This window comes from Winogradskyella alexanderae (genome assembly GCF_020166335.1).
GTDB classification, from domain to species: Bacteria; Bacteroidota; Bacteroidia; order Flavobacteriales; family Flavobacteriaceae; genus Winogradskyella; species Winogradskyella alexanderae.
This window is the reverse complement of record NZ_JAIUJR010000006.1, coordinates 82,605-98,172: the sequence shown is the minus strand read 5'-3', so window position 1 is coordinate 98,172 and position 15,568 is coordinate 82,605. Positions and strand designations below refer to the sequence as shown.

The window sequence follows — 15,568 nt, the reverse complement described above, 5'->3', positions numbered from 1 at the left end:
TACAGGTTCTTTTGTAGATTCTACCAACCTCCAGAGGCGCCACCACCTCCAAAGCTTCCGCCACCAAAACCACCACCAAAGCCACCAGAACTGCCGCCAAAGCCACCAAAACCTCCTGATGAAGAACGACTAGAATAACTTCCACGCCCCATATTGCTCAGTATAATGGCTTCTAGTAAACTTCTACTATCAGACCGGGTTCCACGATTTCCACCTCCTCGATTTCTAGATATGGCTATTATTAGAATTATGAAAAGTAAAATCATAATGATGAGTAAGCCTACTGGAAAGTCAGATGAATTGCTTTGTCTGGTTCCCTTATACTCACCATTAAGAACTTCAAAAATTGCCTTTGTGCCTCTGCTTAGGCCACCATAATAGTCGTTCTGCCGAAAATAAGGTATGATATCTCTATCGATAATCCGTTTGCTCATTGCATCGGTTAAAAGGTGTTCAACACCTCTACCGGTGTTAATGCCAATTTTTCGATCGTCCTTTGCTAATAGTAGTAGTACGCCATTATCTTCTTTTTCTTGGCCAATTCCCCATGCTTCACCCCATTGTGCACCAAGAAAATTAATGTATTCACCCTCGGTTGAGCTAATAATTGCAACTACAATTTGTGTAGAAGTTGTATCAGAATATCGAACTAAATTCTGCTCTAAATTATTCTTCTCAGCTGGACTTAATAAATTGATGTAATCATAAACGCTAGTTTGGAAATCTGGTTTTGGTGGAATTTTGAACTGTGCATTGACCTTTAGTACTGATATAAGTAATATTACAAATGTAATTTTAACAACAATGTTTTTATATCCACTCATCAGCCTTTAGAAATAGTATTGTCCAATTCGTTTTTATCACCGTGGTCCCATGGAAAATAAGCAGATAATACGTCTCCGGCTTCCTTAATACCACTTATTAAGCCTTTTTTAAAATAGCCATTTTTAAAGTGCTTTTGAATTTTGTCTCGTGTAGAATTCCAAAAGTCAGTGCCTACTTTGTCATTGATACCTTTATCGCCACAAATAACAAATGTTTTGTTATCTACCGCTACATATATTAAAACACCGTTGCGCTCAAGGGTATTATCCATCTTTAAATAATGAAATACTTCGAGTGCATGATTATAAATATCTCCATTGTAATTCTGTTCTATATGAACCCTGATTTCGCCAGAGGTAGTACGCTCAGCAATTCGTATAGCATCAACGATTTCCGATTCTTCATCAGAGGTTAGGAAATCTTCCAGATGTGACATAATAAGTAATTAATTAAAGTCAAACTCAACATCTACAGGTTTTTCAGCTCCATCTTCAGCTTCGAAATAGGCCTTTTTATCAAATCCTGCAATATTGGCAATGAGGCTGCGAGGAAATGCTCTTATGTAGCTATTATATGGTTTAACAGCTTCATTAAAACGAGACCTTGCAACATCGATTCTATTCTCGGTGCCTTCTAATTGACTTTGAAGTTCGAGGAAATTTTGATTTGCTTTTAAGTCAGGATACCTTTCAACAGTGACCAAAAGACTCTTTAAAGCACCAGACAAACCACCTTGCGCCTTGTTGAATTCAGCCAGTTTTTCAGGTGTAATATTCGTTGGATCAATATTAATAGATGTAGCCTTTGCTCTTGCTTCAATGACATCGGTTAAGGTACTTTTTTCAAAATCGGCAGCACCTTGTACCGTTTTTACCAGATTTCCAATTAAATCGTTTCTCCTTTGGTAACTGCTCTCAACATCTGCCCATGCCTGGCCAACGTTCTCGTCCATTTCTACTGCGTTATTATTTACACCGATTCCCCAAAATATTACCACTGCTAGTAGTATTAGTGGTATTATCCATTTTTTCATATTGATAAATTTATAGTTGTGATTTAATTTTATTTAGTTGTGCTTTTATGCCTTCTAATTTCTCAATGATTTCATAATTATTTAAAGCTTGCTTTCGGCCTTCCTTTAGGTGAATTTTAGCTCCCTCTAAAGTAAAGCCACGCTCTTTAACCAAGTGATAAATGAACTTTAAATTTTTGATATCTTCTGGCGTAAACTTTCGATTTCCCTTGGCATTTTTCTTTGGTTTCAGAATATCAAACTCCTTTTCCCAGAACCGAATTAAAGATGCATTTACCTTAAATGCCTTAGCGACTTCGCCAATACCATAATAACGTTTTTCAGGTAGTTCTATATGCATTTTAATCTAGTGATTGGTTTTCTAAAGAAGCTTTCTCCAGTAATTTGTCAAATTCTTCTGCAGATAAGTTCCCATAATAGAAATTAATTGGATTTATACGATTGCCATCTTTGAAGACTTCGTAGTGTAGGTGAGGTGCTTCCGACCTACCAGTGCTGCCAACAAATCCAATAAGATCTCCACGTTTTACTCTTTGGTTTACACGTACATTGTATTTATACAAATGTGCATAAAGTGACATGTAACCGTAACCGTGATCAATGCGAATATGTTTTCCATACCCTGTAGCGCTGTTATCTGCCCGTTTTACTATACCATTTCCCGTTGCATAAACGGGTGTGCCTCGTGGCGCCGTGAAATCCATACCAAAATGGAATTTTCTAACTTTTGTAAAGGGATCTGTTCTAAATCCATAGCCAGAAGCAACTCTGGTAAGACTAACATTATTTACAGGTTGTATAGCAGGTATAGATTCTAAAAACTTTTCTTTGTCTTCTGCGAGTTTGGCAATCTCATCAAGCGATTTGGATTGTACAACAATTGCCTTTTCGAGTATGTCTAAGCGTTTATTGGTTTCTGCGATGAGTTGGGAATTGTCATAGCCTTGGTATTTCTTGTATCTATTAATACCTCCAAAACCAGCGCGCCTCTGTTCTTCGGGTATTGGATTAGCTTCAAAATAAAGTCTGTATATGGCATTGTCGCGCTCTTCGACATTCTCTAGAGCAGCAATGGCGTCATCCATTCGTTTATTTAGCAATTGGTATTGGAGCTCCATATTCTGTAACTCTCTAGTAAGTTCCCGTTCCTTAGGTGATTCAACGTACTGACTAATAATAAAGAATGATAAAAATCCGAATAAACCCGCAGCAGTTAAAAACAGCATAACATACTTAAAGGTCGTTCGTTTCTTACGTTTTATTTTACGGTAAGAAAGGGTTTCCGAATCATAATAATATTTTACCTTACCCATTTTGCAAATTATACTATTTTTGCTGCTAGTACTACATGTTGTAATACAATTTTATTAGCGTAACGTTCAAAGATAAAAATTGTTTTGCAATTGTGAGAATTTAAATAAAATCAAGCTCTAATTAGTTGCGTATGAAGTCTCAAGATATTCGTGCTAAATTTTTAAACTTCTTTGAAAGCAAGAACCATCTCATTGTACCATCGGCTCCAATGGTTTTAAAAGATGATCCAACCTTGATGTTCGTGAATTCTGGAATGGCACCTTTTAAAGAGTATTTTTTAGGTAACGCAAATCCCAAGAAAAATAGAATTGCTGATACCCAAAAATGTCTTAGAGTTTCTGGCAAGCATAATGATCTGGAAGAGGTTGGTTATGATACTTATCATCACACACTTTTTGAGATGCTTGGAAATTGGAGTTTTGGAGATTATTTCAAAAAAGAGGCGATTGCATGGGCTTGGGAATTATTAACGGAAGTTTATGGTATTGATAAGAATATACTGTATGTCACAGTTTTTGAAGGTAGTGATGAAGATGGATTAGGTATGGATACCGAAGCATATGACATATGGGAGCAATATATTGATAAAGACAGGATACTTAAGGGCAACAAAAAAGATAATTTCTGGGAAATGGGTGATCAAGGACCTTGTGGCCCATGTAGCGAAATCCACGTAGATATACGTTCTGATGAGGAAAAGGCTAAAATTGATGGTAAAGAATTGGTTAATAAAGACCATCCTCAAGTTGTAGAGATATGGAACTTGGTTTTTATACAATACAATCGTAAAGCGAACGGAACTTTAGATACGCTTCCTAACAAGCACATTGACACAGGTATGGGATTTGAACGCCTTTGTATGGTGCTACAAGGGGTACAATCTAACTATGATACTGATGTTTTCACACCCATTATTAAAGAAATTGAAACCATAACAAATAGTAAGTACGGTAAGGATTCAAAGTCTGATGTGGCAATTCGTGTAATTGCAGATCATGTTAGAGCTGTTGCATTTTCAATTGCAGATGGTCAATTGCCAAGCAATACTGGCGCTGGTTATGTGATTCGCAGAATTTTAAGACGTGCTATTCGATATGGGTTTACGTTCTTAAATCAAAAGGAACCATTTATTTACAAATTGGCTGAAACGCTTAATAAACAAATGGGAGAAGCTTTTCCTGAAATAAATTCTCAAGAAAGACTTATTGAAAATGTGATAAAAGAGGAAGAACATTCTTTCTTAAGAACCTTAGACCAAGGTTTATTGCTACTAGATAAAGTCATTGAAAATACAAGCACAAAAACTATTGATGGCAGTCGCGCTTTTGAGCTCTATGACACTTATGGTTTTCCACTGGATCTAACACAATTAATAGCACGAGAAAAGGGCTATGAGGTGGACGAAATTGGCTTTGATCAGGAAATGAAAAAGCAGAAAGAGCGCTCAAGAAGTGCCTCTGCAACTGAAACTTCAGATTGGATTGTTTTGAGTGAGGACAACACAGAAGAGTTTATAGGATATGATACACTAGTTGCAGATGTTAAATTAACTAGGTACAGAAAGGTCTTTTCAAAAAAGGAAGGTGACCAATATCAGCTCGTTTTTAATAGAACACCATTTTATCCTGAAGGTGGTGGCCAGGTGGGAGATATAGGCTCTATTGAGGCTAAGAATGGTGATGTTGTTCACATTACTGATACAAAAAAGGAAAACAATGTCATAATTCATTATTCAAATCAATTACCCACACATATAGATGGTACATTTACAGCCGTTGTAAATGAGGATCACAGGAGGCTCTCAGCTAGCAACCATACAGCAACGCATTTATTACATCAAGCATTACGAACCATACTTGGCACACATGTAGAGCAAAAAGGATCCTTAGTAAAACCAAATTATTTAAGATTTGATTTTTCACATTTTTCTAAAGTCAATGGAGGTCAGTTACAAGAGATTGAAGACTTTGTGAATGCGAGAATAAGAGAAAATTTGCCTTTAGAAGAACAGCGCAACATACCTATGCAAAAAGCTTTAGAAGAAGGAGCCATTGCACTGTTTGGCGAAAAATATGGTGATAATGTAAGAGCTATAAGGTTTGGTCAATCTATGGAGCTTTGTGGTGGTACACATGTAAAACAGACAGGTGATATTTGGTATTTCAAGATAAAATCCGAAAGTGCTATCGCAGCTGGAATTAGAAGGATTGAAGCCATTACAAATGTTGCGGTAGGTAAATATTTTGAAAACGTTGAAAAACAATTTGAGACTGTAAAGCAGATTCTGAAAACACCTGTTGAACCAGCCAAAGCCGTGCAATCTTTGCAGGATGAAAATGCATCATTAAAAAAACAAATAGAGATACTGTTAAAGGACAAAACAAAAAATCTTAAGGGAGAAATTTCGAACGAATTTGATATAATAAATGATATCCAGTTTTTAGCAAAAAAGGTAGATTTAGATGCCAAGGGAATAAAAGATCTTTGTTTTGAATTGGGTGCAGAACATAATAATTTGTTTTTAATTTTTGGCGCAGAAAATAATGATAAGGCTATTTTAACATGCTATATTTCTAAGGAATTAGTAGCGGATAAAAATCTTAACGCTGGCAACATAGTTAGAGAACTTGGTAAGTATATTAAAGGTGGCGGTGGAGGACAATCGTTTTTTGCCACCGCAGGTGGCAAAAATCCGGCAGGCATTGAAGATGCTTTAAAGGCTTCTAAGCAATACATTACGTAAAACAATCAGTTTTACAAGTGTAGCGTATGAAATTACAAACCATAATACCACTAGAATCTCAGAAGCATAATCTTATAGATTATAATTCCAATATTTTAATGATAGGTTCTTGTTTCTCTGAAAATATTGGTGAAAAGTTTGAATACCTTAAATTCAAAACCTACGTCAATCCATTTGGTATATTATTTAATCCTGTATCAATTGAAAATTTAATTACGAGGGCCATTAATTTGGAATACTACCAGATGGACGAATTTATAAATCGTTCTGAACTCTGGTTTTGTCTCGATGCACACTCTAGCTTAAATCAAGCCTCAGAGGAAGACTTGTTAATTACCTTAAATCAAGCATTAAATTCTACAAATGCGTATTTAAAAGAAGCGACTCATGTCATTATTACTCTAGGTACGTCTTGGGTCTATAGGTTTCTAGAAAGTGATAAAATAGTTGCTAATTGCCACAAATTACCGCAAAAACAATTTCTCAAGGAAATTATGGAAGTAGACGCCATTACGCAAAGTTTACAGGCAATAATCGCCCAACTTAAGTCAATTAATCAAAGTTTAAATGTGGTGTTTACCGTTTCACCAGTTAGACATCTAAAAGATGGATTTGTAGAAAATATGCGAAGTAAGTCCCATTTAATTAATGCAATCCACAATTGTATTGATCCAAGACAAAGAGTATATTATTTTCCTTCTTTTGAGTTAATGATGGACGAATTAAGGGATTACAGATTCTATAATGAGGATATGGTTCATCCTAATCAATTGGCCATCAATTACATTTGGGAGAAGTTTCAACTCGTTTGGATTTCAGATGAAAGTAAAACAATTCTTAATGCAATTCAAAAGATCCAGAATAAGCTAGGGCACAAGGCTTTCAATCCAAAATCAGCGGAGCACAAAAAATTCCTAAACCAGTTACAAGAGGATATCAATACAATACGTAAGAAATATCCTCATATTTCTTTTGATTGAATTTCGAAGTATTTCAATAGGCTCACTTTAACATTCGAAAAGTGGATTTTATCGAAAAAACGACCTACGAAAACGATTTAGTTTTACTTTTACGTGCTATTAATCAAGTTTCAAAGCATCATTTATTTTTATGCCAAAAGCGAAAAGTAGATGATGCTTTTTTTGGTTAGCATCTAATAGCTCTTAATTAGTTGCTCTTTGATCAACTCAAAATTCTTTTTGCTAGACCACTACGATTTATATATATTAGATTTGGTCTTTTGAAACCTTAACACTTTCAGGAACTAATAAAGAATAGTCACCATTATTTCTAATAACATCGCGTACTATTGAAGATGCGATATACGAAGTTTTAGAGGCCGTCAATAGAAAAACGGTTTCAATATTTGAGAGTTTTCGATTTGTATGAGCAATTGCTTTTTCAAATTCAAAATCTGCGGGATTTCGTAAACCTCTTAATATGAATTTGGCATTAACTTCTTTACAATAATCAACGGTTAGACCAGTGTAGGTAGTGACTTTGACTTTTGGTTCGCTATTAAAGGCCTCTTGGATAAACTTTTTGCGTTCTTCCAGGGAAAACATATATTTTTTATCGGCATTTATCCCAATGGCTACTATGACTTCATCAAACAACTTCACACCTCGTTTAATTATGTCGTAATGGCCTAAAGTAATTGGATCAAATGATCCTGGAAAAATTGCTCGCTTCATACTTTATTATTTTTGCTATAAGTAATGTCGAAGTTGTTCGATTAAACAAAGATACTTAATTCTGTAATCCTTCCTCTATTGCATTGCTAAATAACGATTTAAGAGTTATTCCAGCTTCATTAGCTTGTTGAGGTAAAATGCTTTCTTTGGTTAATCCTGGCACTGTATTCATTTCTAGGAAATAGGGTTCACCGTCTTGAAAGATAAACTCACTTCTAGTAAAACCTTTCATTTTTAAAATGGCATAGATTTTTTTGGCAACAGCACTTACTTTTTCCTTTTGTTCTTTTGTAATACGAGCTGGTGTTATTTCTTGTGATTTGCCTTCATATTTTGCTTGGTAATCAAAGAAATCATTCTCAGAAACAATTTCTGTGATTGGTAAGACTAAGGTTTCATTGTTGTAAGATATTACGCCCACTGATACTTCTGTGCCATCTAAAAAAGATTCAATAATGATCTCGTTATCTTCTTCGAAAGCTTTTTCAACTGCATCTTTCAAATTTTCTTTTTTGTAGACTTTAGTGATTCCAAAACTACTTCCAGCTTTATTTGCTTTTACAAAACAAGGCAGGCCAACTTTTGATATGATCTCATCTTCGTTGATAAAGTCTCCATAGTTTAGGAAATAGTTCTGGGCTGTTTTAATACCGTAAGGCTTTAATGTAGAGATAAGATCTCTTTTATTGAACGTCAATGCAGCTTGGTACATAGTGCAACCAGTGTGTGGAATATCCAATAATTCAAAATAAGCCTGCATGTAGCCATCTTCACCAGGCGAACCATGAATCGCATTAAAAACACAATCAAACTTTAATTTATGACCGTTTATATTAGCCGAAAAATCATTTTTATTAATTAAAAATTCCTGGCCATTATCATCAACATAGCACCATTTATTCTTGAAAATATGAACTCTAAACGGCTCATATTTTTCCGTGTCTAAAGATTCGTAAACCACATTTCCGCTTTTAAGTGAAATCTGATATTCGCTTGAGTATCCACCCATAATTATGGCTATCTTTTTTTTCATTGGATGTGCTGTAGATTATAGTTGTAAATGTATCATTTATTTTAATAAACCAAATTATATACCAATACGTATATCTATTTTATGACGTTATATATTTTATTAGATTTGTCAATAATCAATTAGTCTATGAGTTTAGTTAAATTTCTAACCAGTAAAGTCTTTTTTAAACAGCTAGCTCTAGCTATTGTTGCAATAGTAGTACTAAGTTTTTTAGTCTTAAAGTGGATAGATATTACAACAAAAAAAGGAGAATTTGTTGTTGTACCAGACTTAAAAGGCAAATCTGTTGAAACTGTTGAAATTGAGCTTAGGGATAATGATCTAGTAATGCAAATTCAGGATTCTGCAAACTATAATCCTAATTACCCAAAATACTCTGTAATAGAACAAAACCCAGTAGCAGGGTCAAAGGTTAAAGAAGACAGGAAAATATATCTAATTCTTAATCCATCAGGTTATAGAAAGGTTGAAGTACCAAATATCTTAAAACGAACCCTGCGACAAGCCAAGCCTACCTTAGAAGCACTCGAGTTTAATATTGGTGAAATCACCTATAAGGATGCTATAGGAGAAGGTGTTATCTCAATGACCCATAATGGACAACCACTAAAACCTGGAACACTACTTCCGCTGACGTCAGTTATTGATTTAGTTGTAGGAAATGGCAAACTTTAAGTTTAATCTATGCCAACTATAAATGACCTAAATACCGAAGATGATGAACTCTATGAGCATTACGCTTTTAAAGTAGAGAAGGGGCAACAGTCCATGAGAGTAGATAAGTATCTCATGAATTTTATGGAAAACGTTACGCGGAGTAAAATTCAATCTGCTGTAAAAGACGGTTTTGTGTTTGTAAATGAAAGTCAAGTAAAAGCGAGCTACAAGGTTAAACCTAATGATTATATTACTGTAAAATTTGAGCATCCAACCCACGAGCAACTTCTCGTGGCAGAAAATATTCCCATAGATATTGTTTATGAAGATGATGATGTTCTTGTCGTTAATAAACCTGCTGGTATGGTTGTGCATCCAGGCCACGGAAATTATTCTGGCACTTTAATAAATGGACTTATCTATCATTTTGAAAATCTTCCAACCAATTCGAGCAACAGACCTGGATTGGTTCACAGAATTGATAAAGACACCACAGGACTTTTAGTTGTTGCAAAGACTGAGAACGCTATGAATCATCTATCCGATCAGTTTGCTAATAAAACTAGTGAACGTGAATATATAGCCTTGGTTTGGGGAAATGTTGAAGATGATCAAGGGACCATTGAAGGCAATATTGGCAGACATCCGAAAAACAGACTACAAAATACAGTCTTTGAAGGAGATGAGGCATATAAGGGTAAACCTGCGGTAACACATTATAAGGTCATTGAACGATTTGGCTATGTAACCTTGGTAAGTTGTAAACTTGAAACAGGACGGACACATCAGATAAGGGTACACATGAAGCACATTGACCATACCTTATTTAACGATGAACGCTATGGCGGAGATAGAATACTAAAGGGTACAACATTTACAAAATACAAGCAGTTTATAGAGAATTGTTTTAAGATCTTACCACGACAAGCTTTGCATGCCAAAACCTTGGGCTTTGAACATCCCACTACTGGCAAATTTATGCGTTTTACGAGTGAGATTCCTGATGACTTGCGTTTGTGTGTTGAGAAATGGAGAGCTTATGCAAAGCATCAAGATAATTAATAGTACTATTGTTAATATTTGTTGAATGACTCTTCTTCTTTTTTAAGGACTTAGTAAATTTGATAAATAAAATTAAAATCCATGAAACTTGTAATATCTCCAGCTAAATCTTTAGATTTTGAAAGTAAATTACCTACGGTGAAATCGAGCGAATTTTGCTTTGCGACAGAGGCTGAACGATTAAATAAAATATTAAAGAAAAAGTCAGCTAAAAGTTTATCTAAATTGATGAATATCTCTGCTGATTTAAGCCAATTAAATTATGAGCGTAATCAGGAGTGGAGTTTGCCTTTTACTCAGAACAATGCGAGACCTGCAATGTATGCTTTTAATGGTGATGTATATAGAGGTCTTGACGCCTATACTATTGACAAATCAAAATTAGATAAGGCTCAAGATACTATTAGGATAATTTCAGGTTTATATGGTATTTTAAAGCCTCTGGACTTAATACAGCCTTACCGACTGGAAATGGGTACTAAAATGCCAGTTGGGAGAAATAAAAATCTTTATGACTTCTGGCGAAAAAAGGTAACGAACGCACTTAATGAAGAACTGGAAGAAAATGAGTTATTCCTCAACTTGGCTAGTAACGAATATTTTAAAGCTATAGATACTAAAGCACTTAAAGTACCAGTTGTTACTATAAGTTTTAAAGAATTTAAAAATGGACAGTATAAGACCATTGGTTTCTTTGCTAAATATGCAAGAGGTTTAATGTCGCGTTATATCATTGATACTAATGCTGAGACCTTAGATGATATTAAAGCGTTCAACTATGACAACTATGCATTAAGTGATGAGCTTTCAACTGATAAAGAATTGGTCTTTACCAGATAATGTTTTTACATAAGCATCCGTATCCACCACTTATAAACGCAGATACCGAAAAACTTATTATTGGCACCTTGCCACCGCCACGATTTTCAACAGGAAAATTGCTTGAAAAGGATGTTGATTTCTGTTACGGTAGTCACTATAATTCTCTTTGGTTGTACATAGATGCCATTCACAATTTAAATTTACGCTACGATAACTCTCAAGAAGCAATTGATCAGCGGATGGCTTTTTTAATTAATAATAAAATTGGGGTTTGTGATATTGTTGCCAGCGGTGAACGAAAAAAAATTGATGCTTCGGACTTGGGACTTACAAACGTTAAGCTTAGAGATATAATAGGATATTTGAAGCGCTATTCTACTATTGATACTTTGTTGTTTACTGGTGGAAATAGTAAAAATGGCCCAGAATACTTCTTTAGGAAACATCTAAGGGAGTATAACTTAAAACTAGAGTTAGTATCAAATAAAATTCCTAGAATTCATTATTTTAAACTCAATGAACGAACAATTAAAACCGTGTCCTTAACATCTGCTTCTGGTTCTGCAAATAGAGCTATTGGTAGCATGTCCCTTTACAAACAACTTAAATCTAAAAATCCTGGTTTTTCAACTTTTGATTTTAGGGTAATGCAATACAGGGAATACCTTTAATTTATGAAACTTCATTTGGTTTTTGTAAATTGTATACAAATCAACCAATATGAAAAAAGCACTACAAGTTGGTAATGGATTGGCTCTGGGATTAACAATTTTCGTCAATTATTTATCAAATACAGGTTTTATAAATAATACAACTATTGGAGCTGTTTCGGATAATTATAAATCCGTATTTACTCCAGCAGGATACACTTTTGCAATTTGGGGTTTAATTTATATACTGCTTTTTGCTTTCGCGGTTTACCAAGGAAGAAGTCTTTGGGTTAAAGCAACCGATGATAGTTTTGTAGACAAAATAGGCATTTGGTTTATCCTATCGTGCGTATTTAATTCATTGTGGGTTTTTGCATGGATTTATGAGTACACCGCTTGGTCTTGTGTCTTAATATTCTTATTACTCTATTCAATTTTCCGTATTATTATTAATCTGGGTATGGAGCACAACCATGAGCGGTTTCCTATTATGGCCTTTGTTTGGTGGCCGTTTGCCATTTATGCAGGTTGGGTAACAGTTGCTAGCATAGCAAATGTATCCAGTTATCTTGTGAAAGTAAAATGGGATGGTTTTGGCCTCTCAGCCAATACGTGGACTATAATAATGATATGCATTGCTGTTATACTAAACCTTTATGTAATGTGGAAACGAAGTATGCGCGAATTTGCATTAGTTGGTGCATGGGCACTGGTTGGTATTGGTGTTGCTAATAAGGGAATTAATGAGTTAATTACCATCATAACATTTATTGGTGCTGCCATCTTAATTACAACTAATGGCATTCATGGATTTAAAAATTTATCGGCAAACCCATTTGCTAAATATAGGGAGTGGAAAGCAACGAGGAATTAATCTATTTTTTGGGTAACTTTTTGTTTTTCTTTTTATTAATATAATGTCTTAGTACTCCTCCCTTTACGTTGTTTACGTCAAATTCTATAATAAATGCTTTGTCATCAATATCATCGATAATTCGGTGCATCTTTTTCATGTCAATTCTATTAATGATAGAGTGAATAATGTCAAAGTCTACCTGTTTTCCAGAGTTACCAATACCTCGAGTACCTTTGTAAATTGTAATTCCAACACCCAACTCCTTCATGATGGCCTCTTCTATTAATTCGTACTTTTTAGATACAATGGTAACTCCGATAAAATCTTCAAAGCCTTCAATGGTTAAGTCTGTAACTTTTGCAGTAACGATATAAGTCAGAATGGAATACAGGGCAACCTCTGTAGAAATTACCCAAGCGGTAATACTGAATAAAACGATGTTGAAAACTAGTATAATCTGGCCAATACTAATGCCGAATTTATCGTTAAGATAAACACCAAGAATCTCAGAACCGTCCAACACGGAGCCATTTCTAATGGCAATTCCGATACCTGCTCCTAAAAACAATCCACCAAAAATTGAAATAAGAAGCTTATCGTCAGTTATTGTATCAAAATTCTCAAAGTGAATAAATAGGGCTAAGGCCACAATACTTACAATGGATTTTATAACGATTCTTTTAGACACAGTATAAAATCCTAGAATAAGAAAAGGAATACTAAATAGAATTAGTAGATAGGAAATCCGTATATCTACAAAGGTTCTTACGAGAAGTGCAATCCCTGTTACACCACCGTCTAAAAAACCGTTTGGCAATAGAAATGCTTTTAGTCCAATACTCGCAAGTATGACACCAAGAGCTATTTGCCCGTATTCTGTTACTAGATTGTATGTTTTTGAATGTCTCAATACCTTAAAAATAGTCAATTGCGCATAGTGTCACTTATAAATTCAAGGCCAATTGGGAGGGAATTTATCCAGAAATTCCAAGTATGCGCACCATCTCTGACGCGATATTCGTGCGGTATACCACGATTTTTTAGTTCTATATGAAGTGTGGCATTACCAACTGCTAAAAAATCATCGTCACCACAATCAAAATAAATGTTTACGGACTTCAGGTGTTCTATGTTTTTGGATTTTACCATATTGAAAATATTGTAATCTTTTATGGTTTCATTAAGCCGTTCTTCGCCTTTTGCTCCAATGACTGAAGGAGAAATTAATCCAAAATAGCTGTCAAAACTTTTCTGCCCTTCACTAATAAGTTCTTCCACGGTACTGATACCTGCACTAAATGCGGCGCAAGCGCCAAATAAATCGTGGTATTTCAATGCCAGCCTTAAACTCCCTGCGCCACCCATTGATAGGCCGCTAATTCCCCTGAACTTTTTTTCTTTTTTTATTCGATACTTACTTTCAACAAAAGGCATCAATTCTTTAATAAACATATCTTCAAAAGGGTAGGAGCCATCATCTTTATTCATATACAATCTGTCATCGCCATCTGGCATTACAATAACCATTTGGTCAATTTTATTGCCCTTTATCAGCTCGTCTGTAATGTCTTTAACATGACCAAGTCTGTTCCAATCTGTTTCATCACCTGTAAAGCCATTAAGCAAATATACTATTGGATATGATGTGTTTGAGTTTTCAAAACCATCTGGTAGATAAACAGAATATTTTACAGATGTTTTTAAAAGCTCACTGTCCATACTTAAGCTTTCAATTACCTTACTTTGACCTAGAATAAGACCAACTTTAAATGAGAATAACAAAAGAAGTAAATGTTTAGTCATCTTTACCCAGAGCTTATTTTATCAAACTACTTTAGTCTCAAATATATCAAAATAAAAAGGGAATGTGTACGGTATATGAGTTGAATATGAAGTTCTTATTATTTACTTTTTAAACTGTATTGCAATAAGCCTAAAAAGCAATAGGAACGGAAAGCCATGTAACAATAAATCAAAATAATCCATAGGTTGCATACCCTTTGCGCCGCCAACAACCCATCTTATTTTTCCAAGGAGGTGTGGCTCTGGAAAAAAAGGGGCAAGCCCTAACGTAAGACAAAGAAGGATTATAAGGCGCCAATCATTAAATAGTTTCATGAATAATTGAATTTGTAAATTGGTCTATAGTGTTAATGCCATTATGAGTAACGTGTTTTATAAAAGCGCTACCGATTATTGCACCTTTTGCGTGGGTTGTTGCATGTTTGAAGGTTTTAAAGTTTGAAATGCCAAAACCAACAATTTGTGGGTTTTTTAAATCCATTTTTGCGATACGTTTAAAATAGGCATCTTGTTCAGGGCCAAAGCCAGATTTTGCACCAGTTGTACTTGCCGAGCTCACCATATAAATAAAACCATTTGAAACAGAATCGATATACCGTATGCGGTCATCTGATGTTTGAGGCGTAATGAGGAAAATATTTATTAAGCCATAGGATTCAAAAATACTTTTGTATTCGGAATGATATACATCTACTGGCAAGTCTGGTATAATTAGTCCGTCAATACCAATATCTTGACAGGTTTTACAGAAGGCTTCAACGCCAAATTGAAGGATAGGGTTAAAGTAGCCCATAATTATCAGCGGTATCTTTACCGTGTCTCTAATGTCTTTTAGTTGTTTAAATAAAAGTTCACTAGTCATTCCGTTTTTTAGAGCCTGCGTAGAACTAGCTTGGATGGTAGGTCCATCCGCCAATGGATCGCTAAAAGGTAGACCAATTTCTATCATATCTACGCCACTATTTTCCAAATTTTGGATTGTGGTCACTGTGTCATCAATGTTAGGATAACCTGCTGTGAAATATATAGAAAGTAACTTTTTGTTTTCTTGTAATTTCTTCTGTATTCTATTCATC

Annotated in this window: 18 protein-coding genes; 7 read left to right on the top strand and 11 right to left on the bottom strand. The window is 34.9% G+C overall.

Annotated features, from left to right (window positions below):
• Positions 1-20: 20 nt before the first annotated feature.
• Genes LBU54_RS09990 through LBU54_RS09970 form a run of 5 tightly spaced genes read right to left on the bottom strand, consistent with a single transcriptional unit; the run spans position 21 to position 3,171 of the window.
• Positions 21-824: a TPM domain-containing protein gene (locus LBU54_RS09990; protein WP_224528896.1), complete on the bottom strand. Its 804-nt coding sequence runs from the start codon at positions 822-824 to the stop codon at positions 21-23.
• Positions 824-1,261 carry a TPM domain-containing protein gene (locus LBU54_RS09985; RefSeq protein ID WP_224528893.1) on the bottom strand — a complete coding sequence of 146 codons (438 nt, stop codon included), beginning with the start codon at positions 1,259-1,261 and terminating at the stop codon, positions 824-826. The genes LBU54_RS09990 and LBU54_RS09985 overlap by 1 nt, the downstream gene beginning before the upstream one ends.
• A 9-nt stretch (positions 1,262-1,270) precedes the next feature.
• Positions 1,271-1,858: a LemA family protein gene (locus LBU54_RS09980; protein WP_224528891.1), complete on the bottom strand. Its 588-nt coding sequence runs from the start codon at positions 1,856-1,858 to the stop codon at positions 1,271-1,273.
• A 10-nt stretch (positions 1,859-1,868) separates the two neighbouring features.
• The gene (locus LBU54_RS09975; protein WP_224528888.1) at positions 1,869-2,198 is read right to left on the bottom strand and encodes a MerR family transcriptional regulator; all 330 of its coding nucleotides are present in this window, start codon (positions 2,196-2,198) and stop codon (positions 1,869-1,871) included.
• 1 nt (position 2,199) lies between these two features.
• A complete protein-coding gene (locus LBU54_RS09970) occupies positions 2,200-3,171 on the bottom strand; it encodes a M23 family metallopeptidase (protein WP_224528886.1) in 972 nt (323 codons plus the stop codon).
• Between the two features lie 131 nt (positions 3,172-3,302).
• Between LBU54_RS09970 and alaS the strand changes: the two genes are divergently transcribed.
• Both alaS and LBU54_RS09960 read left to right on the top strand, forming a co-directional pair.
• Positions 3,303-5,915: an alanine--tRNA ligase gene (gene alaS, locus LBU54_RS09965; RefSeq protein WP_224528884.1), complete on the top strand. Its 2,613-nt coding sequence runs from the start codon at positions 3,303-3,305 to the stop codon at positions 5,913-5,915.
• 26 nt (positions 5,916-5,941) lie between these two features.
• The gene (locus LBU54_RS09960; RefSeq protein ID WP_224528883.1) at positions 5,942-6,895 is read left to right on the top strand and encodes a GSCFA domain-containing protein; all 954 of its coding nucleotides are present in this window, start codon (positions 5,942-5,944) and stop codon (positions 6,893-6,895) included.
• A gap of 246 nt (positions 6,896-7,141) precedes the next feature.
• Here the strand turns inward: LBU54_RS09960 and coaD are convergent, their stop codons facing one another.
• Both coaD and LBU54_RS09950 read right to left on the bottom strand, forming a co-directional pair.
• Positions 7,142-7,609 carry a pantetheine-phosphate adenylyltransferase gene (coaD, locus tag LBU54_RS09955; RefSeq protein WP_224528881.1) on the bottom strand — a complete coding sequence of 156 codons (468 nt, stop codon included), beginning with the start codon at positions 7,607-7,609 and terminating at the stop codon, positions 7,142-7,144.
• Between the two features lie 55 nt (positions 7,610-7,664).
• Entirely contained in the window at positions 7,665-8,642 is a 978-nt protein-coding gene (locus LBU54_RS09950) for a D-alanine--D-alanine ligase (RefSeq protein ID WP_224528879.1), read from the bottom strand.
• 126 nt (positions 8,643-8,768) lie between these two features.
• Between LBU54_RS09950 and LBU54_RS09945 the strand changes: the two genes are divergently transcribed.
• The 5 genes from LBU54_RS09945 to LBU54_RS09925 all read left to right on the top strand — a co-directional run bounded on the left by LBU54_RS09945 (position 8,769) and on the right by LBU54_RS09925 (position 12,707).
• Complete coding sequence (locus tag LBU54_RS09945; protein ID WP_224528877.1) at positions 8,769-9,317, top strand: PASTA domain-containing protein; 549 nt, start codon at positions 8,769-8,771, stop codon at positions 9,315-9,317.
• Between the two features lie 9 nt (positions 9,318-9,326).
• Positions 9,327-10,361 carry an RluA family pseudouridine synthase gene (locus tag LBU54_RS09940; protein WP_224528874.1) on the top strand — a complete coding sequence of 345 codons (1,035 nt, stop codon included), beginning with the start codon at positions 9,327-9,329 and terminating at the stop codon, positions 10,359-10,361.
• 81 nt (positions 10,362-10,442) lie between these two features.
• The gene (gene yaaA / locus LBU54_RS09935; protein WP_224528872.1) at positions 10,443-11,201 is read left to right on the top strand and encodes a peroxide stress protein YaaA; all 759 of its coding nucleotides are present in this window, start codon (positions 10,443-10,445) and stop codon (positions 11,199-11,201) included.
• Complete coding sequence (locus LBU54_RS09930) at positions 11,201-11,854, top strand: uracil-DNA glycosylase family protein (RefSeq protein ID WP_224528869.1); 654 nt, start codon at positions 11,201-11,203, stop codon at positions 11,852-11,854. The genes yaaA and LBU54_RS09930 overlap by 1 nt, the downstream gene beginning before the upstream one ends.
• A 49-nt stretch (positions 11,855-11,903) precedes the next feature.
• The gene (locus LBU54_RS09925) at positions 11,904-12,707 is read left to right on the top strand and encodes a tryptophan-rich sensory protein (protein ID WP_224528866.1); all 804 of its coding nucleotides are present in this window, start codon (positions 11,904-11,906) and stop codon (positions 12,705-12,707) included.
• A 1-nt stretch (position 12,708) separates the two neighbouring features.
• Here LBU54_RS09925 and LBU54_RS09920 read toward each other — a convergent pair whose 3' ends face one another.
• The 4 genes from LBU54_RS09920 to trpA all read right to left on the bottom strand — a co-directional run bounded on the left by LBU54_RS09920 (position 12,709) and on the right by trpA (position 15,567).
• Positions 12,709-13,599 carry a YitT family protein gene (locus LBU54_RS09920; protein WP_224528864.1) on the bottom strand — a complete coding sequence of 297 codons (891 nt, stop codon included), beginning with the start codon at positions 13,597-13,599 and terminating at the stop codon, positions 12,709-12,711.
• Positions 13,600-13,613: 14 nt separating this feature from the next.
• Positions 13,614-14,492: an alpha/beta hydrolase gene (locus tag LBU54_RS09915; protein ID WP_224528861.1), complete on the bottom strand. Its 879-nt coding sequence runs from the start codon at positions 14,490-14,492 to the stop codon at positions 13,614-13,616.
• 102 nt (positions 14,493-14,594) lie between these two features.
• Positions 14,595-14,807 carry a hypothetical protein gene (locus LBU54_RS09910; protein WP_224528859.1) on the bottom strand — a complete coding sequence of 71 codons (213 nt, stop codon included), beginning with the start codon at positions 14,805-14,807 and terminating at the stop codon, positions 14,595-14,597.
• Positions 14,794-15,567 carry a tryptophan synthase subunit alpha gene (gene trpA, locus LBU54_RS09905; RefSeq protein WP_224528857.1) on the bottom strand — a complete coding sequence of 258 codons (774 nt, stop codon included), beginning with the start codon at positions 15,565-15,567 and terminating at the stop codon, positions 14,794-14,796. Before trpA ends, LBU54_RS09910 begins: the two co-directional genes overlap by 14 nt.
• Position 15,568: the final 1 nt, after the last annotated feature.